This is a genomic window from Agromyces sp. NDB4Y10, from assembly GCF_001620055.1.
In the GTDB taxonomy this organism is placed as follows: domain Bacteria; phylum Actinomycetota; class Actinomycetes; order Actinomycetales; family Microbacteriaceae; genus Agromyces; species Agromyces indicus.
The window spans coordinates 1-20,844 of sequence record NZ_LQGY01000042.1 but is presented as its reverse complement, the minus strand read 5'-3'; the positions used below and the strand labels follow the sequence as shown (position 1 = coordinate 20,844).

The following is a 20,844-nucleotide window of genomic DNA, read 5'->3' as shown; positions in this document are numbered from 1 at the left end:
TCGGGTCGCCTCGCCCGACGGCGCGGGAGCGCCCTCGATCAGCCCGCGGCCTCGCACCGGGCGAACGACGACGTGTCGCCGCCCTCGCCCGCCGCCTCGACGATCGCCCGCGCCTCGTCGAGCGTGGTCACCGCGAACACCTCGAGCCCGTCGGGCACGTGTCCGACGACCTCGCCGCAGTTCGCCTCGGGGGCGAGGAACCAGTCCGCGCCGCTGTCGACGGCGCCCCACAGCTTCTGGCGGATGCCGCCGATGCCGCCCACCTCGCCGTCGGAGTCGATGGTGCCGGTGCCGGCGACGCGCTCGCCGCCCGTCATCGCACCGGGGGTGAGCTTGTCGACGATCCCCAGGGCGAACATCATGCCCGCACTGGGACCGCCGACATCGTCGAGGCGGATCTCGACGTCGATCGGGAACTCGTAGCGCATGCGCACGCCGATGCCGATCACGACCTGGCCGTTGCGCTCGACCGGCGTCACCTCGACCTCGGTGGTGCCGTCGCCGCGCACGACCTCGAGCGTCGCGGGCGACTCGGTCCCGTGCTCGGCCAGGGCGCTGCGCAGTTCGCCGACCGAGCGCACCGGCTCGCCGTCGACCGCCGTGATGACGTCGCCGATCTCGAGCACGCCCTCGGCGGGCAGGCCGTCGCCGACGCCCTGCACGACGACCTCGCGCGGGAAGTCGTAGCCGAGCTCGACCAGCGCGGCCGCGATCGCGTCCTGCTGCGAGTCGACCATCTGGGCCTCGTTCTGCGAGTCGCGATCCTCCTCGCTGATGCCGGGCGGGAAGACCGCCTCGACGGGCACGACCGCGCGACGGGTGTCGAACCACGCCACCGCGACGTCGAGCCAGCCGGGGGTCCGGCCGGGCCGTCCGATCGCGGACACCGTGAGCAGGTCGAGCGAGCCCTCGGTCGGGAAGGTCTCCTCGTCGGGGATGGAGATGAGCGGGATCTCCTCGCCGTCCGACTCGGTCGTGCCCAGGGTGTCGAAGACCGGACCGGGCTGCTGGATGACGTACGGGGACGGCAGCAGCGCGATGAGCAGGCCGAGCACGGTCGCGACGGCGACCGCGCCCCAGCCGATGCGCTCGCGACGGCTGCGACGGGACGCGACGGCGGACTCGTCGGAGTCGCCGGTCGGCGCGGCATCCGCTCGCGGTCCTGACAGCACCATGCCGCGTTCATCCTTCCCAGGGCGCCGCAGAACCGGTCCGCGCCGACTCGTGCGGCGCTGTTCGCGACGGGCGGACACCCGGAACGTCAGCCTAGGCCAATTCCCGGGGAGGAAGACCGGGGGCGGCGGTAGCGTGGAATTCCGATCGAGGGAGGTGGCCTCCGTGGCCGAACGCGACGACCAGCCCGACCGGAACCCCGAAGACGAGTTCCGCGACATGCTGCGCGAACTGCTGTCCGGATCCGGCGGCATCGATCCGTCGAGGCTCGCCAACGCGGCGGGCCTGCCGAGCGACCCGGCGAGCCTGGCGGCGATCTTCAGCCAGCTCCAGCAGGCCATGCAGCGCTCGGACGACGAGGGCATCGACTGGTCGCTCGCCCTGCGGCAGGCCGAGCAGCGCGCGGCATCCGGCCAACGCCAGGTCGAAGCCGCCGACGCCGAGCGGCTCGATCGGGCGGCGCAGGTCGCGGCCCTCTGGCTCGACGAGGTCGTCGACGTCGCCGCCCTCCCCACGCCGCCCGAGCTGCTCACGCGGCGCGCCTGGGCCGCCGCGACCCTGCCCATCTGGTCGCAGCTCGCGGAGCCGGTCGCGCTGAGCATCGCCGACTCGCTCACCCGCGTCATGTCCGAGCAGGCGCCGGAGGAGATGCGCGAGATGGTGCAGGGCGCCAGCCGCATGATGCGCGGCATCGGCGGCGCGATGTTCGCGATGCAGCTCGGCCAGGTGGTCGGCCAGCTCTCCACCGAGGTCGTCTCCGGGGGCGACGTGGGCATCCCGCTCCTCGACGACGGCCGCGCCGCCCTGCTGCCGCAGAACATCGCCGAGTTCGGCGCCGGACTCGACATCCCCGACGACCAGGTGGAGCTCTACCTCGCGGTGCGCGAGCTCGCGCACGCGCGACTGTTCCGCCACGCCCGCTGGCTGCGGCTCCACCTCATCACGGCGATCACCGCGTTCGCCCGAGGCATCGACGTCGACGTGGAGCGCCTCGAGGAGCTCGCGGAGGGCTTCGACCCCGCCAACACCGACGAGCTGCGCGACGCCGTCGCCAACGGCGCCCTCCTCCGGCCCAAGAGCCCAGAGCAGGAGGCCGCCCTCGGGCGCCTCGAGACCGTGCTCGCGCTCGTCGAGGGCTGGGTCGACGTCGTGACGGCCGACGCGACGCAGCGGCTGCCGAAGTCCGACGCCGTGGCGGAGACCATCCGTCGTCGCCGAGCGACCGGCGGACCGGCCGAATCGGCGCTCGCGACCCTGGTGGGCCTCGAGCTGCGCCCTCGTCGCCTGCGCGACGCCGCCGCGATGTGGCGCGCGGTCACGGACGCGGTCGGCGTCGCCCAGCGCGACGCCCTGTGGTCGCATCCCGACCTGCTGCCGACGGCGGCCGACCTCGACGACCCGGGTCCGCTCGCCGCGCGCCTCGGCGCGGGCGGGCAGGCCGCCGGCGAGGCCGACGCCGCCTTCGACGAAGCGCTCGAGGCCCTGCTGCGCGGTGAGACCGGCGGCGACGACGCCGGCGTCTCCGACGATGAGCCGAGCGGCGGCTCCGACGACGATCGCGGGCCCGCCGCGAGCTGACGCGCCGCCCCACCCGCTGCGTCCGCGGCCCCGTCCTGTGGACGACCGACGAGCCGTCGGCCGGCGGTCGGGCATGCTTCCGGCATGACGCCGCGACTCGACCCCGCACTGCCCCTCGTCTGGCGCTCGCACGACGCCCTCCAGCTCGGCGGCGTCCGTCCGGTCGCGGTCCTCGAGCGTCCCGGGCCGTTCGAGGAGGGGATCCTCAGCGCGCTCGCCTCCGGCGCGAGCCGGTCCACGCTGGCGACCATCGGGGCGGCGCTGGGCGGCTCGCCCACCGACCTCGACGACCTGCTCGAGCGGGTCGAACCGGCCCTGCTCCCCGCCGCGGCATCCGCTGCGTCGCCCCGCGCCGGTACCGTCGCCATCGACGGCGAACCCGACCACGTCGCCGCTCTCGCCGCGCAGCTCGCGCGGCTCGGTCACCGGCCGGTCCACGCGCCGAATGCACCGGCCGACGCGGTCGACGCGGTCGTCGTGATCGCCTCACGCGTGGTCTCCCCCGCGGCCCACCTGCCGTGGCTGGCCGCCGACGTACCGCATCTCGCGCTCGTGTTCGACGAGCGCGGCGCCGAGGTGGGCCCCTTCGTGCGGCCCGGGTCGGGTCCGTGCCTGCGCTGCGTCCACCTGGTCCGACGCGACGCGGATGCCGCGTGGCCGGCCGTGGCCGCACAGCTCGCGGCCGCCGCCGCCCCGCCTCGCAGCCCGCGCGTCGAGCACGAGGCGCTGGCGCTCGCGGCATCCGTCGTCGACGACCTGCTGCGGGACGGTCGCACCGCCTTCGACGCGGCCTGCGTGCTCGTCAGCGACGCGTCGGCACGCCGCCCACGCGCTCCCGAGCCGGTCGCTGCGCATCCCGAGTGCGGATGTCGAGCTCCCGGAGGAATCGCGACGGCTCCCGCTCGCCTCGATGCGCGCCGGATCGGGCCGCCCAGCTCAGCGTCAGCCGACGCCGTGCCCGCGTGATGCCGACGTAGAGCAGGCGTCGCTCCTCGTCGATCGCCTCGAGCCCGGTCGCATAGGCGATCGGGAGCATGCCCTCGGTGAGGCCCACGAGGTGCACCTCATCCCATTCGAGGCCCTTGGCCGAGTGCAGCGTCGCCAGCGTCACCGCGGCGATCGCCGGCTCGTGCTGCGCCTGCGCCCGCGCCGACAGGTCATCGGCGAACGCGCGCAGGGTCGTGCCCGCGGGCACGTCGTCGACGAGGCGGGCGAGCGCGTTGAGCGACTCCCACCGCGACCGCACCGCTCCGGGGCCCTCCGGCGCCTCCACCGACCAGCCGAGCGAGCGCAGCACGTCGCTGACCGTCTTGAACAGCGGCTCGCCCGTCGCCGCGAGCGCCTGGGCGCGGATGGCGTGCACGGCCTGCTTCACCTCGGGCTGGTCGAAGAACCGCTGGGCCCCGCGCACCCGCGTCGAGACGCCGACCTCGGCGAGCGCCTGCTCGAGCAGTGCCGACTGCGAGTTGACGCGCATCAGGACGGCGATGGATGCGGCGGGCACACCTGCGTCGATGCGTTCGCGGATCCGCGTGGCAGTGCCGCGGGCCTCGGCCAGCTCGTCGGGGTAGGCGACCACCTCGGGTGCCGGCCCGTCGGCCACCCGTCCCCGGGCGGATGCCGCGCGCTCAGCCGCGACCGTCGCGTCGCCGGTCGCCGGATCCCCGGCGTCGGGCGCGGCCGCGACCAGGCGGAGCGCGCCCGGACGACCGCGCACCAGGCGGTTCGCGACCTCGACGATTTCGGGGGTCGAGCGGTAGTTGCGTTCGAGACGCACGATCGTGGCATCCGGGTACCGCCGCTCGAACCCGAGCAGGTGCTCGGCCGACGCGCCCGCGAAGGAGTAGATGGTCTGGCTGGCATCGCCGACGACGCACACGTCGCGGCGGTCGCCGAGCCACAGGTCGAGCAGGTGCTGCTGGGCGGGCGAGACGTCCTGGTACTCGTCGACGACGAAGTGGCGGTAGCCCTCGCGCACCTGCATGGCGACCGCCGGCTCGGTCTCGATCATGCCCGCCGTGGCGAGCAGCACGTCCTCGAAATCCATCGAGCGGCGCTCGTCCTTCAGCTGCTCGTACGCGGCGACGAGGTCGAGGAACTGGTCGGCGTCGAGCGAGCCGGGCGCCCCGCGCGAGGCGAGGCGGGCGCGGTACTCGTCCATGCCGAGCACGCTGACCTTGCGCCACTCGATCTCGGCGGCGACGTCGCGCAGCGTCGCCGTGTCGACCCGCAGGCGGCACCGCTCGGCCGCGAGCCCGAGGAGCCGCCCCTTGAACTCGAGGACCCGCGGAGCCGGACCGCCCGCCACGATCGGCCAGAAGTGGTTCAGCTGCGCGAGCGCCGCGGCATGGAACGTGCGCGCCGGCACGCCGCCCGCGCCGAGCGCGCGCAGGCGCGACCGCAGTTCGGCGGCGGCGCGGTTCGTGAACGTGAGGGCCATGACGCGGGCGGGGTCGTAGGCGCCGGATGCCACGCCGTAGGCGATCCGGTGCGTGATGGCGCGGGTCTTCCCCGTGCCGGCGCCGGCGAGCACGCAGACCGGTCCGACGAGGGCCTCGGCCGCGACGCGCTGCTCGTCGTCGAGCGCGTCGAGGAGCGGATCGCTCGTGGTCATGACGTCGACCAGGGCAGTGACGACGCGAGCGGACCCCCGTACCACTGCTCGAGCATCCAGCGCGCGATCGAGGTCTCGCCCGGCAGGGCCACCCGGCCCAGCGCCCCGCGCAGCTCGGTCCGGTCGAACCAGCGCAGCTCGACGATCTCCTCGCCATCGGGCACCGGTGCGACCGGCGCCCCGTCGACCACCCGCGCCCGGAAGGCCAGCATGAGGCTCGCCGGGAACGGCCAGGGCTGCGACCCCAGGTACTCGACCCGGTCGACCTGCAGGCCGGTCTCCTCGGCGATCTCCCGCACGACAGCCGCTTCGAGCGACTCCCCCGGCTCGACGAAGCCCGCGAGCACCGAGAAGCGGTCCTGTTCCCACATCGCATTCGAGCCGAGCAGGACGCGATCGTCGTCGTCGGTCACGATGACGATCACCGCCGGGTCCGTGCGCGGGAATCGCATGCGGTCCTCGGCGAGGCAGCGACGCGCCCAGCCCGCGGTCACGACCTCGGTCGCGCTGCCGCACGAAGCGCAGAAGGCGTGCGTGGCGTGCCAGTTGGCGAGGGCCACCGCCTGGATGGCGAGTCCGGCGTCGCGGTCGTCGAGGACCGTCGCCACCGAACGCAGGCCGCGCCAACGGTCGTCGTGCCCGAGCGTCGGCGCGTCGGCGTCGGCGAGCACCCACGCCTCGACGGGGCTGCCGGCGGGCAACGGCTCGCCCGCGGCATCCGTCGACGCGTCGAGCGTGCGGCCGAGGTACATGCGCACCTCGGGCCGGGGCAGGGCCGACGGATGCCGCAGCTCGAGCGACTCGGGCGCTCCGGCGCCGACGAGGACGCGCCCGTCTCGGACCACGAGCACGCGCGCGTGCGGGTCGGCGTCGAAGGCGGCCTCGCGAGCCGGATCGGTGCGGCCGACGGCGTCGCGATCGAGGTGCTCGCGCGCCAATGGCGGCGCCTCGGCCGCGAGCGGCGCCCGGGTCGGATGCGGCGCGGCGTCGGGGTCGGACGCGGCCTGCTCGGGCGACGCGGGTACGGACACGGTCACCTCTCGCTTTCGTCCGGAGTCGTCGGGAAGGCGTGGCGGTCGCCGGGCGGGCGCGGACGCGTGCTTAGGCTGTGTGCCATGGCCAGACCCCCACTCACTCTAGCCGCGTTGGCCACGGCCGCGGTGGCGGGACTCGAGGTGCGGGCGGCCCGGACGCACACCTACGGGATGTCGGGCGCGTTCGATGCCGTCGAGCTCCACTCCACCGACGGCCGGAGGCTGTTGATCCGCGTCCCGCGCTCGCCCGCCGCCGAGAACGAGCAGTCCGCCGACCTCGTCGGGCTGCGCGCCCTGTCCACCGGCATCCGCTCGCGCCTGCCGTTCGCGGTGCCCGAGTTCGTCGGCCAGGCGCCGATCGGCCCCACTCGCGCGGTCGTCACCGAGTTCATCCCCGGCTCGGTGCGCTCGGCGGACGACCTCACGGCCACCCCGGCGCTCGCGGCCGAGGTCGGCCGGGCGATCTCCGCGATCCATGCGCTTCCCGCGGGCTTCATCGGCGAGGCGGGGCTTCCGCGGCGCTCGGCGGAGCAGGCCCGCGAGGCGGCCGTCGAGGTCATCGACCGCGCGGCGGACACCGGGCGACTCCCCGCGGCACTCGTGCGCCGCTGGGAGGAGGCCACCGACGACGACACGCTGTGGCGGTTCGCCCCCACCGTCGTCAACGGACAGCTCGGCGCCGACTCGTTCCTCGTCGAGGGCGACCGCGTGACGGGCGTGCTCGGCTGGGCCGGCCTCGCGCAGGACGACCCCGCACGCGACCTCCACTGGGTGCTCACCTCCACGGGCGCCGCGGCGGAGGAGACCCTGGCCGCGTACGTGACCGCTCGCGCCGGGCTCGCCGACGCCGAACTGGCACGGCGCGCGCTGCTCTACGGCGAGCTCGAACTCGCGCGCTGGCTGCTGCACGGCGTCGACACGCACGACGACGCCGTGATCGACGACGCCGTGGGACTGCTCGACGGCCTCGTCGCGCGCGTGCACGACCACTCGTCCGAGTCGCTCACGACCGACACCGGTCCGGTCCTCGCCGTCACCGACGTGGAGCGCCTGCTCGAGTCCACGCCGCGGGGCACCGCCGCCCGCGAGCCCGGGACGAGCATGCTCACCGACAGCTACGACGTCGAGGAGCTCCGTCGCCACCTCGACGGCGGCGAGGCGCCCGCCGCGGGACCCGGCGACACGCGCGCCGCCGAGCGCGCGCCGGCCATGGACGAGACCGCGCCGATCCCGCTCGACCTCAGCGACTGGGGCGATGCGACGCCGCGCCCGGCTCGGGCACCTCAGGCCTCGGCGACCACCGAGCGCACCTCGCCCGGCAGCGCGTCGAGCGTCGGTGCGGAGGACGGCGCGGCGGAGACCGCGCGCTCGGACACGGACGCCCACGCTCGCCGCAACGCCTCCTCGTCGTAGAGGCGTTCGGGTCGGAGCACCAGGTCGTCCTCCACGTAGTAGAAGACGGCGTCGATCTGCTCGACCGGCACGCCGGACCACCGCGAGTACGCGAGGCGGTAGAGCGCGAGCTGGGTCTGCCGCAGCTCGAGCTCGCGCTCGTCGCGCGGCGCCGCACCGGTCTTCCAGTCGACCACCTGGTAGCGGATGCCGCGCTCCGCCGCCTCCGTTCCCGGCGGCACCCCGTAGACGGCGTCGAGCTTGCACACGAACACGTGACCGTCGAGCGGGAGGTGCAGTTCGAGTTCGACCGCCTCCGGGCGCCGGTCGCCCCACTCGGAGGCCGCGAACGTCTCCCGGAGCGCCGCCAGTCGCACCTCGGTCGGGTCGGCGACGACGTCGCCCTCGGTGTCGAGGTCGAGCTCGACGTCGAGCGTGTCGAGGTCGTCGCCGGCTCCGGACGACGCCCCCTCGCCGAGGGCGCGCTGCTCGACCCAGGAGTGGAAGAGCGTGCCGATGCGCGTGGCCCGGTAGGGGCGCTGCGGCATGGGGCGCGCGAGCTCCGCGGCGACGGCGCCGGGGTCGTCGACGTAGTCCTTGAACCGCGAGGCGGGCACGCGGACGGGGACCGCCCCGCCGCGCCGCGGATCGCTGCGCCGCCGGCGCTCCTCCAGCAGCATCCGGATCTCGTCGGCGAGCTGCGGCCCGATGCCGGTTCCCGACGGCAACGACGCGGCCTCACGGACGAGACCGGCGGCTCGCTCGACCGACGGGCGTCGCGGCCCGAGCGGATCGAGCGGCCACCGCACGCGCGACGACTCGGACGCGCGCGGGTTCTCGTCGTGCTCCGGCGCCGGCGGGAGCACGTCGGCCGCGACCGCGCCGACCTGGACGAGTTCGCGGAGGAACACGCTCGGCGAGCGCGGCGCCTTCTGCGTCGCCCACCACGACCCGGCCAGCAGGAGTTCGGCGCGCGCCCTCGTCACCCCGACGTAGGCCAGCCGGCGTTCCTCCTCCGCGTGCCGGTCGCGGTTCTCGGCGGAGTACGCGCGCACCGCCTCGTCGAACTCGGCCTGGCTCTGCACCCCACGCCACATGAGCTCGGGGATCTCGTCGCGATCGCCCCGGAACTCGTCGGGCAGCGCGCCGAACGTGAGCCAGCCCTTGCCGCTCCGCGGCTTCGACGGCAGCTCGTCGTCGACCATGCGCGGGATCGCGACGAGGTCCCACTCGAGGCCCTTGGATCCGTGGATGGACAGCACCTGGACCGCACCGGGCTCGGGGTCGTCCTGCCGGGGGCTCAGCCGGTCGCGCTGCTCGGCCTCGGTCAGCCAGCCGAGGAAGGCGCCGAGCGTGGCGTGCTCGGCGGTGTCGACGAACCCCGAGACGAGCTCGTCGAACGCCTCGAGGCTCGGGCCGCCGAGCGGTTGGGCGGGGTTGGCGGCGACCTCGACGTCGAGCAGGAGTTCCTGCTGCACGAGCGTGACGAAGTCGACGAGCCCGAGACCGGTGCGGCGTCGCAGCGCCTGCAGCTGCGTGCCCGCGCGGCGCATGCGGCCCAGCCCCTCGGGGGTGATCGCCGCGAGCGCGCGGTGGTCGTCGGGCGCGGTGAGGACGAAGTCGAGCGCGTCGACGATGGAGGGTGATTCGTCCGGGGCGATCGAGCCGCGGATGCCCTGCCGCACCTCGTCGGCGAGACGACGCGTGGAGAGGTCGCGCTCGGCGAGCCACCGGGCCAGGGCGCCGAGGGCGGCGAGGTCGGCGGTGCCGATCCGCCACCGGGCGCCCCCGAGGAGGCGCAGCAGCTCGGACCCGGCCGTCGGGTCGTGCAGCACCCGCAGCGCGCACACGAGGTCGGCGATCACCGGCTGGTCGAGGAGGCCGGCCACGCCGAGCACGTGGACGGGCACCCCCCGCGCACGCAGCGCGTTCGCGAACAGGTCGACGTGGGCGAAGGTGCGGCAGAGGAGCGCCGCCGTCCGGCTGCCGGGGCGGAGCCGGTCGGCGAGCCACTCGGCGACCTGCTCGGCCTCGTCGTCGATCGTCTCCGACCAGGACACGTCGAGGCGGCCGGGTCCGGCGAAGGGCGACGGGCGCAGCGGCGCCTTGGGGATGCCGCCGTCGAGCGGCGCGATGAGGGCGTTGGCCGCGTCGAGGACGACGACCGGGTTGCGCCAGCTCGTCGAGAGGTCGTACGCCGATGCCGTGCCGTCCGCGCCGAAGTCGCGGCCGAACCGCGCGAGGTTGGCGGCGCTCGCGCCGCGCCATCCGTAGATCGACTGGTCGGGGTCGCCGACGGCCATCACGGGGTGGTCGCGGAACAGCGTCGCCAGCAGTCGGGTCTGGACCACGCTCGTGTCCTGGTACTCGTCGAGGAGCACCGTCGCGTAGCGGTCCCGGTGCTCGGCGACCACATCCGGATGCGACGTGCAGATCTCGAGCGCCAGCGCGACCTGGTCGGAGAACTCGATGTATCCGCGCGACCGCTTGGCGGCGGCGTACGCGTCGGCGAGGTCGAGGAGCGGCGGCAGGGCGTCGACCACGCCGAGCGCCGAGGTGAAGCTCTCGAACGGCGTCCGCTTGCGCGGTGCCTCGATCGGCAGGTCGGCCATGGCGAGGAAGTCGCGTGCGAACGCCCGCACGTCGCGGCTGTCGGTCACGTTCTCGGCGAGCGCGCGGCTGAGCGAGAGCACCGCCCCGGTGACGCGATCGAGGGAGGCGTCGATCTCGACGAGCCTCGGATCGGCGGAGTCCGCCACGATGCTCCGTGCCAGCTGCCAGGCCGCCGCCTCGCCGAGCACGACCGCGTCGGGCTCGCGGCCGATGCGCAGCGCGTGCTCGCGGTAGATGGCGCCCGCGAAGGCGTTGTACGTGCCGACGGCGGCGGACTCGAGCGGATCGATGCGGACCTCGGCGAGCCCCTCGTCGACGAGCTGGCCGATCCGCTCGCGGATCCGGTCGGCGAGTTCGCCCGCGGCCTTGCGGGTGAACGTCAACCCGAGCACCTCGGGCACGTCGGCGTGGCCGTTGGCGAGCAACCAGACCACGCGATTGGCCATCGTCTCGGTTTTGCCGCTGCCCGCGCCGGCGACCACGATGCTCTGGCCGTGCGGAGCGGCCTCGATGACGGCGCGCTGCTCGGGCGTGGGCTGGTGGAGGCCGAGTCGCAGGGCGATCTCGTCGGCCGCGAGCCGGGCTGCGGTCATGCGCACACCGCCGGAACGAGGTGGACGCGGTACTGCCAGTCGCCGAACCGGGAACCGTGGGCGAACTCGATCGGCGATTCGAAGGTCGCTCCGGCCATGACCCGGGCGACCTCGTCGAGGCGACTCCGGAAGGCCGCCTCGGCCTGGTCGTCGAAGGGCTGCTGGGCGCGCTCGGTGTAGAGGCGGCCACCGACCGGCCGGGCCACGTAGACGAGCTTCGCGCCGCCGAGACGCCCGGCGTTCGGGAGGGCGCCCGCACGGGCGGCGAGCTGGTAGGCGGCGAGCTGCGGGTGCTCGGCGGTCTTCGCGGCGCTCGGGGGCGTGCGACCGGTCTTGAGGTCGACGATCACGGTGGTGCCGTCCGGCGACGCCTCGACGCGGTCGATCGTGCCCGTGATGCGCACCCGGCCGCTGACGAGCGTGAAGCGCCCCTCGGCTCCGAGGACGACGACCCCATCATCGGCGGCACTGCGGAGGTAGTCGGCCGCTCCCTCGGTCATGCGCCGTGCGCCGCGACGCTCGCGTTCGGCGACCCAGCCCGCATCGAATCGGAGGTCGCGCCAGCGGCGCTCGACGGAGGCCCAGAGCGTCTCGACGTCGAGGTCGCCCTCCGTGGTCGAGGCCTCCTCGACCACGGCGTGCACGATGGTGCCGATGGACGCGGCGAGTCCCGACGGCGGGGACGCCACGCGGTCGACGAACCAGCCCAGCGGCGATTCCTCGACGCGGTCGATCTGCGACGGCGACACGGCGACGAGCGCCTCGGGATCGCCCTCGAGGTCGACCAGCGGGGCGACGGTCGACGGGGCGAGCAGGCCGTACCAGTCATCCGGGTGGGCGCCGGGGACGCCCTGCTCGGCGAGGAGCGCGATCGCCGCGGCGGCCTCCCGATCGCCTCCGGCCGCGTCGCGCCGCAGGGCGCCGACGAGCCCGCGCAGGTGCAGCGGCCGCCGCCGCCGCGCCACGCGATGCTCGGCGGCGAAGGCCATCAGCACGGACGGCTGCTCGTCGTCGTTCGCGGTGCACGCGAGGACCACCTGCCGGCGCGCGCGGGAGATCGCGAGCGCGAACAACCGCAGCTCGTCGGCTCGCACGGCGGCGCGCACGGCGGCCGCGGAGTCGGGTTCGGGCGGCTGCTGCCCGGCGCGTGCCGCGGCCACGGCGGGACCGAGCGATCCCGCGTGCAGCAGCGTGCCGCGCGGACGCAGGTTCGGCCAGACGCCGTCCTGCAGGCCCGCCACGACGACCACGTCGAACTCGCGTCCGATGAGCGCCGGCGGCGTCGCGAGCACGACGGCGTCGTCGCCGCGCTCGGGAGCGAGCGAATCCTCGGGGAGGGCGTTCTGGAGGAGCTCGTCGACGAAGCGACGCGCCGGGGCTCCCGGCTCGCGCTCGACGAAGCGACGCGCGGACGCGAACAGGGCCACGACACCGTCGATGGATCGGTCGGCCTCGTCGGCGAGCACCCCCGAGCCGGCCGCCTGGCCCGCCCATTCCGCCTCGAGGCCGCTGTCGTGCCACAGCAGCCAGAGCAGCTCCTCGACCGTGGCGCCCCGCTCCGCGGACCGACGGGCGGCGTCGAGCAGTCGCGCGAGGCGCGCCGCGCGGCGACCGGCCGGTGCGTCGATCGTGGCGAATCCGCCCGCGACGCCGAGCGCCTCGACGAGCAGCTCGTCGGCGCTGCGGACGCCGCCGCCGGAGAGTTCCGCGTGCCGGAGGGCGAGCCGCAGCCGACGGAGTCCGACGCGGTCGAGCCGACCGAGCGGGCCCGTGAGCAGCGCCGTGGCCGATTCGGGCGTGATCGGCTCGATGCCGAGCACGCAGGCCACCGCGGCGATGAGCGGTGCCGCACCGGGGGCATCGCGCAGGGCGACTCGTGCGTGGCGGCCGGACACCGGCACGTCGGAGGCGGCGAGCGCGCGGGCGAAGGCCGGCAGCTCGGCGCCCGAGCGGAGCACCACCGCCATCGACGACCACGGCACGCCGTCGAGGAGGTGGCGCTCGCGCAGCAGCGCTGCGACCTGCGCCCCCTCTGCGGCGGCGGAGGCGGCTTCGATGCCCACGATCGGCGCGAGCGGATCATGTGCGGGCTCGGTGCCCGCGGCCGCCGCGGCGAGCTCGGCCCCGCGGTGGCTGCCGCCGAGCGCCGCGCCGACGTGGGCGGTCACGGAGGCGAGCAGGTCGCGATGCTCGGCGCGACCGCGGTGCACGCGAGGCAGCACCACGCGGCGCACCTCGCGTGATCCGAGCACCGATCCGAGCGAGCCCAGCAGGTCGGCGCGGCCGCCGCGGAAGCCGTTGCTGGCCACGTCGGGATCGCCGAGCGCGACCACCCGGACGCCGCGGGCCGCGAAGGCCCCGAGCAGCGCCGCGGTGGCCTCGGTGGCCTCCTGGGCGTCGTCGACCACGATGAGCCGGAGCGCCGCCAGGTCGCCGAGTGCGGCGGCGTCGGCGGGGTCGACGAGGCTCCGACGGACGATCGCGGCGGCGTACGCGCCGAGCTCGGCCGAATCGAACTGGGTGGGCCGGAGCTGCTCCTTGACCTCGGCGTACTCCGCCAGGAATCCCGCGGCGGCGCACCATTCGGGGCGCCCGGCGAGCCGGCCGAGGCGGTCGAGCTCTGCGGCGTCGACGCCCTGCTCGACGGCGCGCATGAGCAGGTCGCGCAGCTCGGACCGGAACCCGCGGAGCGCCCGGACCTCCTCGGAGAGGACCTCGGGCCATGCCGGCCCGCCGCCGTCGACGGCCTGCGCCTCGAGCAGCTCGCCGATGACCTGGTCGTGCTCGGCGCCGGTGAGCAGCGTCACCGAGCGGCCGCTGCGGGCGCGCACGAGGTCGTACGCGACCGCGCTCGCGGTGCGGGCGAGGGCGCCGCGCGTCGGCACGCCGAGGCGGACCGCGAGCGTGTCGCGCAGGCTCGATGCGGTGCGTCGGGTCGCGGCGAGCGCGAGGACCTCGCCCGGGTCGCCGCCCGCGGCCACGTACTCGGCGACGAGGTCGACGGCGAGCGTGGTCTTGCCGCTGCCCGGCGCCCCGAACACCGCCGCGTGCCCCGGTCCGACCAGGTCGACGAGCGAGGGGGCGGGCTGGACGAGCGGCTGCATGCGGCCAACGGTATCCGTGTCCGCCGACAGTGAACTCGTCGGGCCGGGTGCCGCGCGTGTCGTAGTGTGCTGTCAACGACAGAAAGGCGCACCGTGGACCTTCGCATCGGCATCCAGAACTCCCCCCGCGAGCTCGGCTTCGAGACCTCGCAGACGGCGGAGGAGGTCGAGCAGGCCGTCGCTGCCGCACTGACCGGACAGTCGCCGGTCCTGCGCCTCACCGACTCCAAGGGCGCCGTCTTCGTGGTGCCCGCCGCCGCGCTCGCCTACGTGGAGATCGGCACCGAGTCCGCTCGCCGCATCGGCTTCGTCGGCTGATGGAGCTGCTGTTCATCACGCTCGGCGGCGCCCTGCTCGGCATCGCCGCGCGGTACGCGATCCCGCGCCGGAGCATGCACGGCGTGCTCGTCGTGCCGGCCGTCGGCGCGGCGGTCGCGGCGGTGGTGTGGGTCGCGCTCACGTGGCTCGGCCTCGCGTGGGACGGCGGCTGGATCTGGGTGATCTCGCTCGTCGCCTCGGGGCTGGCGGCCGCGGCCGTCGCGCTGTTCCTCGGTCCGCGCCGTGAGCGCGACGACGCCGAGACGTTCACGCGCCTGGCGAAGGCGGGCGTCGCCCGCTCCTGAGCCGGGCAACGGACGAACCGGATTCGGCAGCGCCCGGCGGGCGGCGACGATCGTCAGGCCGTGAGGCCGAGCGCGTCCATCCGTCGGGTGTGGGCGGCGATGAGCTCCGTGAAGACCGGCTCCACGTCGGTGCCGAGCGCGCCGTTCGCCTCCGCGGCCCGCAGGGCCGACCGTGCGATGAGCAGCGTGTCGCCGACGAGGCTGCGGCCCCACAGTGCGAGCCGGTCGTCGAGCCCGGGCTGCGTGGCGATGGCCTCGGAGAGCTCGCGCTCGATCACCTCCGACGCGCCGCGTTCCTGCAGGATGCCGCGCACGCGCGCGCCCAGTTCGGCCGGGAGCCCCTCGGAGAGCTGCCCGAAGTAGTCGTCGAGCATGCCCGAGGTGATGTGGATGCCGAGCAGGAGCTCGTACCAGTCGGCGCCCGAGGTCGCCTGGCGGAACCGGTCGGTCGCTGGCGCGAACGGCGCCATGACCTCCGCCGGCTCGGCGCCCAGGCGCCGGAGTTCCGCGATGAGGTCGTGGTGCTTGCGCAGCGCGACCCCGGCGGCGGCGCTCAGCCCCTCCTTCGCGGCGAGGTCGGGCGCGGTCGCGACGGCCTTCGCGAGGCTCTCGAAGAACTCGAGCTGGATGTAGGCGGCCTGGCCGAGGAACGCGACCGGTTCGGGCACGATCTCGGTGAAGTCGATGCGCGTGAGCTCGGTCGGCACGACGCGGGGCCGCATGCGCGGCGCCTCGGGGCGCGGGAGGCGCGCGCGGGACCAGTTCGCCATGTCGGACAGCATATCCGGGCGCTCACAGCCGCCTCGGATAGGCTGTGCGTGCACGCGGGCGATGGAACCGCGGCCGTGCGCCTGGGATCGGAACAGGGCGCACCTCTTCATTCCGCATCACCGACAGGCAGACATCTTGACCACGTTCACCGAACTCGGCATCGCGCCCGACATCGTCGAGGCCCTCGCCGGGAAGGGCATCGTCGATGCCTTCCCCATCCAGGAGCAGACGATCCCGCTGGCCCTCTCCGGCCAGGACATCATCGGCCAGGCGAAGACCGGCACCGGCAAGACCTTCGGCTTCGGCCTCCCCCTCATCCAGCGCCTCGGCGACGACCCCGAGGGCGGTGTCAAGGCGCTCATCGTGGTGCCCACGCGCGAGCTGTGCGTGCAGGTCACCGAAGACCTCGAGCTCGCGGCATCCAACCGCCCCACCAAGATCGTGTCGATCTACGGCGGCAAGGCGTACGAGGGCCAGATCGAGCAGCTGAAGGCCGGCGCCCAGATCGTCGTCGGCACGCCCGGCCGCCTCCTCGACCTGGCCAGCCAGCGGCTGCTGTCGCTGAAGAACGTCAGCGAGATGGTGCTCGACGAGGCCGACAAGATGCTCGACCTCGGCTTCCTCGCCGACATCGAGAAGCTGTTCTCGCAGACCCCCGCCACGCGCCACACCATGCTGTTCTCGGCGACCATGCCGGGCCCGATCGTCGCGCTCGCGCGCCGCTTCATGCTGCGGCCGATCCACATCCGGGCGACCGATCCCGACGAGGGCCTCACGCAGGCGAACATCAAGCACCTCGTCTACCGCGCCCACTCGCTCGACAAGGACGAGGTGATCGCCCGCATCCTGCAGGCCGAGGGCCGCGGCAAGACCGTCATCTTCACGCGCACGAAGCGCGCGGCGGCCAAGCTCGTCGAGGAGCTCAACGACCGGGGCTTCAACGCCGCGGCCGTGCACGGCGACCTCAACCAGGACCAGCGCGAGCGCGCGATGGCCGCGTTCAAGGCCGGTAAGAAGGACGTCCTGATCGCGACGGATGTCGCCGCCCGCGGCATCGACGTCGACGACGTGACGCACGTGATCAACCACACGATCCCCGACGACGAGAAGGCCTACCTGCACCGGGTCGGCCGCACGGGCCGCGCGGGCAAGACCGGCATCGCCGTCACGTTCGTCGACTGGGACGACCTGCACAAGTGGGCGCTCATCAACCGCGCACTCGAGTTCGGCCAGCCCGAGCCGACCGAGACCTACTCGTCGAGCCCCCACCTCTACACCGACCTCGACATCCCCGAGGGCACCAAGGGCCGCCTCAAGCCCGCGCCCCCCGCCCCGCCGACCCGGTCGAGCACCGCCGGTCGTCGCGAGGGCGAAGCGGCGACGGATGACGCGTCCCGCCCGGCGCGGTCGCGGTCGCGTCGTCGCACCCGCGGCGGCCGTCCCGACGGCGAGCGTCCGGCGGCGACCGCTGCCGACGAGGGCGCCGCCGCCGAGGTCAGGGAACCGGGCGCCGGCACCCACGACGGCAAGGGACACGAGCACCACGATGGCAAGGCCGCTCCGCGCCGCCGCCGTCGTCGCGGCGGTCGCTCGGGCGGCGGCACCGCCGCGCCCGCAGCGCAGGCCTGACGCCACCGGTCAGCGTGCCGCGCGTTCCCCCGCGCGCGGCACGACCGGCGACGACCCGGTTCCCTCCGCGACGATCCGCGCGACCACCTCGGGGGCGGTCGTGCACTCCCCCAGCCGGTTGGGCTTGCCGAGTCCGTGGTAGTCGCTCGACCCCGTGACGGCGAGCCCGTACCGGTCGGCGAGTCGGCGCAGGCGCGGCTTGGCGGCATCGGTGTTCTCGGGGTGGTCGATCTCGAGGCCGAAGAGTCCCGCGTCCACGAGCTGGCGGATGCGCGACTCCGGCAGCACCTCCTCGGCGCCGCGCGTGCCCGGATGCGCGAGCACGGGCACGCCGCCCGCGGCGCGGATGAGGCGGATGCCGGTGAGCGGGTCGGGCGCGTAGTGCGGCTGGGCGTACCCCGATCGCCAGTGCAGGATGCCGGCGAAGGCATCCGACCTCGTCGCGGCGTGGCCGCGGGCCACGAGCGCGTCGGCGATGTGGGGCCGGCCGATCGTGGCGCCCGAGCTCGTCTGCGCGAGCACGTCGTCCCAGGTCAGGTCGTAGTCCACCGCGATGCGCTCCACGATCCGCTCCGCGCGCGTCAGGCGCGACTCGCGGATGCGGGCGGTCTCGGCGAGGAGGCCCTCGTGCGCGGGATCGACGAGGTAGCCGAGCACGTGGACGCTCGCGAACTGCACGCGGGTCGACAGCTCGATGCCCGGGATCATCATGACGCCGTGCTCCTCGGCAGCGATGCGCGCCGCGGCCCAGCCCGCCGTCGAGTCATGGTCGGTGATCGCGAACGCCTCGAGCCCCGACCGCGCGACGGCCGCCACCAGCTCCGCCGGTGAGTCGGTGCCGTCCGAGACCGTGGAGTGCGTGTGCAGGTCCGCCCGGACGGCGACGGGGATGTCGGCCATCCCCCCATCGTACGGGCGCGTTCACCGCGGACTCCCAGCGGACATGCGGTCGGCTCGTGCCCCGCGGACGGGGGCGCTGGCCTACGCTGGAACGCGATGCTCCCCCGCACCCTCGGCTGGGCGTTCCTGCTCGGCACCGCCGCCGTCGCCGTCGTGCTGCTGTGGCCGCAGGCGTTCGGACTCCAGAACCAGTGGATCGCGGCGCACGTCGTCGCCCTGCGCGGCGCCGCCGCGGTGTGCGCGGCCGTCGCCTCGGCGTTGTTCGTGGCGCTCGCGCTCGGCCGTTCGGCACGGTGGTTCGGGGCGGCGATGGCCGCGATCCTGATGCTGTTCGCCATCGGCAACGTCGGCGTGCTCGCCGTTCGCGGCCTGGGGCTCGGCGGGACGCCCGCGGCCGCGGCATCCGGTTCGGTCACCGTGCTGTCGTGGAACACCCTCGGCGAGGTGCCGGACGCGGCGACCATCGCCGATCTCGCCCTCGCGGAGGGCGCCGACGTGGTGGTGCTTCCCGAGACGACTGCGCAGCTGGGCGAGGACGTCGCGGTCGCCATGCGCGAGGGCGGCAGTCCGATGTGGGTGCACACGCAGGCGTTCGACGAGATCGCGAAGGCGCGCTCCACGACCATCCTCATCACGCCCGACCTCGGCGACTACGAGGTCGTCAACGCGGAGTTCCCCGGCCCGCCGGGGAACACGAACACGCTGCCGAGCGTCGTGGCCGATCCGGTCTCGGGCAGCGGGCCGCGCATCGTCGCGGTGCACGCCGTCGCCCCCATCCGCTGGGAACTGCGCAACTGGCGCAGCGACCTCGACTGGCTGGCCGAGCAGTGCGCGGGCGACGACGTGATCATGGCCGGCGACTTCAATGCGACGCTCGACCACTTCGCCGGGCGCGGGGTCGACGGCGGCGACCTCGGGCGGTGCGCGGATGCCGCGGCCGCGGGCGGCTCCGGCGGCGTCGGCACGTGGCCGACGGGGCTCCCCGCCCTGCTCGGCAGCCCGATCGACCACGTGATGGCGACGCCGTCGTGGTCGGTCGAGTCGTTCCGCGTCATCGAGGGACTCGACGACGCGGGAAGCGACCACCGGCCGGTCGTAGCCACCCTGGTCCGCAGCTGAGCGTCGTCGCCCGGTGCGAGAATGGACCGCATGACGAACACCGGCGACGCCACCGCGACGGCCCACGAGGCCCGCTCCCTCGACGAGACCACGGCCGAGGAGTCCGGCCGCAACGCCAACCGGTCCACCACGCCGGAATCCGAGGGGTTCAAGTCCTTCATCCGCGGCGGCTGGGCCGATCGCGACGAGACGCTGCCGGCGCCGCGCGAGCAGGCGGCGTTCGCCGCATCGCGTCGCGAGCGGGTGTCGGCGGCGTTCCCCGGCCAGCGGCTGATCATCCCCGCCGGCGACATGAAGCAGCGGGCGAACGACACCGACTACCCGTTCCGTGCGCACTCGGCGTTCGCCCACCTCACCGGCTGGGGCTCCGACTCCGAGCCGGGCGCGGTGCTCGTGATGGAGCCCGCGGGCGACGCCGGCCACACGGCGACCGTCTACTTCCGCGAGCGGGCGGGCCGCGACTCCGAGGAGTTCTACGCGAATCCGGCGATCGGCGAGTTCTGGATCGGAGCGCGCCCGTCGCTCGCCCACGTCGCCGCCGACCTGCAGCTCGAGGCGCGCGGCATCGCCGACCTCGACCAGGTGGTCGACGCCGTCGACACGGCCACCCTCGTGCTGCGCGAGGCCGACCTGGCCGTCACGGAGCGGGTCGACCACGCCCGCCTGCGCTACGCCGCCGAGGCCGCGCTCTCGACGAACGCGGCCGACACCCCGTTCAGCCTCGAGGTGAACGCCGAGCACGAGCCCGACGCCGAGCTCGCCCGGGTCCTGTCCGAGCTGCGGCTCGTGAAGGACGACTACGAGGTCGCCGAGCTGCGCGCCGCCGTCGATGCGACCGAGCGGGGCTTCGCCGAGGTGCTCGCCGAGCTGCCTCGCATCACGAGCGAGGTCCGCGGCGAGCGCGTGATCGAGGGGGTCTTCGCGACGCGCGCCCGCCTCGACGGCAACGACGTCGGCTACGCCTCGATCGCCGCGGCCGGCCCGCACGCCACCATCCTGCACTGGACCCGCAACGACGGACCGGTCGTCCCCGGCGACCTCGTCCTGCTCGACGCGGGCGTCGAGCGCGACAGCTACTACACCGCCGACATCACGCGCACGTTCCCGGTCAACGGGACCTTCTCGCCCGTGCAGCGGCAGGTGTACGAGGCCGTGCTCGAGGCGGCGGATGCCGCGTTCCGCATCGTGCGCCCCGGTGCGATCTTCCGCGAGATCCACGCCGCGGCGATGGAGGTCATCGCGAAGCGCACCGCGGAGTGGGGCTTCCTGCCCGTCTCGGCCGAGGAGTCCCTGCGGCCGGAGAACCAGTTCCACCGGCGCTACATGGTGCACGGCACCAGCCACCACCTCGGCCTGGACGTGCACGACTGCGCCCAGGCGCGGCGCTCGATGTACCTGGACGGAGTGCTCGAGGCGGGGATGGTGTTCACCATCGAGCCGGGCCTCTACTTCCAGCCCGACGACCTCACCGTTCCGGAGGAGTTCCGCGGCATCGGCGTCCGCATCGAGGATGACATCCTCGTCACCGCCGACGGCGCCGAGAACCTCTCGGCCGGCATTCCGCGCACGGCCGACGAGGTCGAGGCCTGGGTGCGGGGCGCGCGCGGCTGAGGCCGACGGCCGGCGCTGCGACGGCCGGCGCTGCGACGGAGGTCGCCGCGCCGGCGTCAGGCGCCGCCGGTGTCGCGCTCCTCGCGCGCC

General features: G+C 74.6%; 13 protein-coding genes and 1 pseudogene. 7 read left to right on the top strand and 7 right to left on the bottom strand.

The genetic code is table 11. The annotated features are described in order from the left end of the window. Positions 1 to 38 precede the first annotated feature (38 nt). Positions 39 to 1,175 carry a PDZ domain-containing protein gene (locus AVP42_RS11115; protein ID WP_082847191.1) on the bottom strand — a complete coding sequence of 379 codons (1,137 nt, stop codon included), beginning with the start codon at positions 1,173 to 1,175 and terminating at the stop codon, positions 39 to 41. A 217-nt stretch (positions 1,176 to 1,392) separates the two neighbouring features. On the opposite strand from AVP42_RS11115, the gene AVP42_RS11110 reads away from it, so the two are divergent. Next, the gene (locus AVP42_RS11110) at positions 1,393 to 2,751 is read left to right on the top strand and encodes a zinc-dependent metalloprotease (protein WP_067949039.1); all 1,359 of its coding nucleotides are present in this window, start codon (positions 1,393 to 1,395) and stop codon (positions 2,749 to 2,751) included. A gap of 802 nt (positions 2,752 to 3,553) precedes the next feature. On the opposite strand, the gene AVP42_RS11100 is transcribed toward AVP42_RS11110, so the two are convergent. Both AVP42_RS11100 and nudC read right to left on the bottom strand, forming a co-directional pair. After that, complete coding sequence (locus tag AVP42_RS11100) at positions 3,554 to 5,365, bottom strand: ATP-dependent helicase (protein WP_067949013.1); 1,812 nt, start codon at positions 5,363 to 5,365, stop codon at positions 3,554 to 3,556. Continuing rightward, the gene (gene nudC, locus AVP42_RS11095; protein WP_082847194.1) at positions 5,362 to 6,396 is read right to left on the bottom strand and encodes an NAD(+) diphosphatase; all 1,035 of its coding nucleotides are present in this window, start codon (positions 6,394 to 6,396) and stop codon (positions 5,362 to 5,364) included. The genes AVP42_RS11100 and nudC overlap by 4 nt, the downstream gene beginning before the upstream one ends. Between nudC and AVP42_RS17060 the strand changes: the two are divergent. Next, a pseudogene (locus AVP42_RS17060) lies at positions 6,340 to 7,245 on the top strand (phosphotransferase); the annotation flags it as partial. The gene nudC and the pseudogene AVP42_RS17060 sit on opposite strands and share 57 nt — an antisense overlap. 437 nt (positions 7,246 to 7,682) lie before the next feature. Here AVP42_RS17060 and AVP42_RS11090 read toward each other — a convergent pair. Together AVP42_RS11090 and AVP42_RS11085 are read right to left on the bottom strand one after the other, a co-directional pair. Continuing rightward, a complete protein-coding gene (locus AVP42_RS11090) occupies positions 7,683 to 10,997 on the bottom strand; it encodes an ATP-dependent DNA helicase (RefSeq protein WP_067949035.1) in 3,315 nt (1,104 codons plus the stop codon). After that, a complete protein-coding gene (locus tag AVP42_RS11085) occupies positions 10,994 to 14,101 on the bottom strand; it encodes a UrvD/REP family ATP-dependent DNA helicase (RefSeq protein ID WP_082847190.1) in 3,108 nt (1,035 codons plus the stop codon). Before AVP42_RS11085 ends, AVP42_RS11090 begins: the two co-directional genes overlap by 4 nt. Before the next feature lie 93 nt (positions 14,102 to 14,194). Here AVP42_RS11085 and AVP42_RS11080 point away from each other — a divergent pair, with 93 nt between their 5' ends. Together AVP42_RS11080 and AVP42_RS11075 are read left to right on the top strand one after the other, a co-directional pair. Next, complete coding sequence (locus AVP42_RS11080) at positions 14,195 to 14,419, top strand: DUF3107 domain-containing protein (RefSeq protein ID WP_067949010.1); 225 nt, start codon at positions 14,195 to 14,197, stop codon at positions 14,417 to 14,419. Next, positions 14,419 to 14,724 (top strand): hypothetical protein, encoded by a 306-nt coding sequence (locus AVP42_RS11075; protein ID WP_067949007.1) that lies wholly within the window; start codon positions 14,419 to 14,421, stop codon positions 14,722 to 14,724. The genes AVP42_RS11080 and AVP42_RS11075 overlap by 1 nt, the downstream gene beginning before the upstream one ends. A gap of 53 nt (positions 14,725 to 14,777) precedes the next feature. Here the strand turns inward: AVP42_RS11075 and AVP42_RS11070 are convergent, their stop codons facing one another. Next, the gene (locus tag AVP42_RS11070; protein WP_082847189.1) at positions 14,778 to 15,494 is read right to left on the bottom strand and encodes a ferritin-like fold-containing protein; all 717 of its coding nucleotides are present in this window, start codon (positions 15,492 to 15,494) and stop codon (positions 14,778 to 14,780) included. Positions 15,495 to 15,630: 136 nt separating this feature from the next. Between AVP42_RS11070 and AVP42_RS11065 the strand changes: the two genes are divergently transcribed. Next, complete coding sequence (locus AVP42_RS11065) at positions 15,631 to 17,124, top strand: DEAD/DEAH box helicase (protein ID WP_067949005.1); 1,494 nt, start codon at positions 15,631 to 15,633, stop codon at positions 17,122 to 17,124. 9 nt (positions 17,125 to 17,133) lie between these two features. Here the strand turns inward: AVP42_RS11065 and AVP42_RS11060 are convergent, their stop codons facing one another. Beyond that, on the bottom strand, positions 17,134 to 18,024 hold the full coding sequence (locus AVP42_RS11060) for a PHP domain-containing protein (protein WP_067949003.1): 891 nt from the start codon (positions 18,022 to 18,024) through the stop codon (positions 17,134 to 17,136). A gap of 96 nt (positions 18,025 to 18,120) precedes the next feature. On the opposite strand from AVP42_RS11060, the gene AVP42_RS11055 reads away from it, so the two are divergent. Continuing rightward, positions 18,121 to 19,143, top strand: a complete 1,023-nt coding sequence (locus AVP42_RS11055) for an endonuclease/exonuclease/phosphatase family protein (RefSeq protein ID WP_067949001.1) — start codon at positions 18,121 to 18,123, stop codon at positions 19,141 to 19,143. A 30-nt stretch (positions 19,144 to 19,173) separates the two neighbouring features. Then, entirely contained in the window at positions 19,174 to 20,754 is a 1,581-nt protein-coding gene (locus AVP42_RS11050; protein WP_197467005.1) for an aminopeptidase P family protein, read from the top strand. The last annotated feature ends 90 nt before the right edge of the window (positions 20,755 to 20,844 follow it).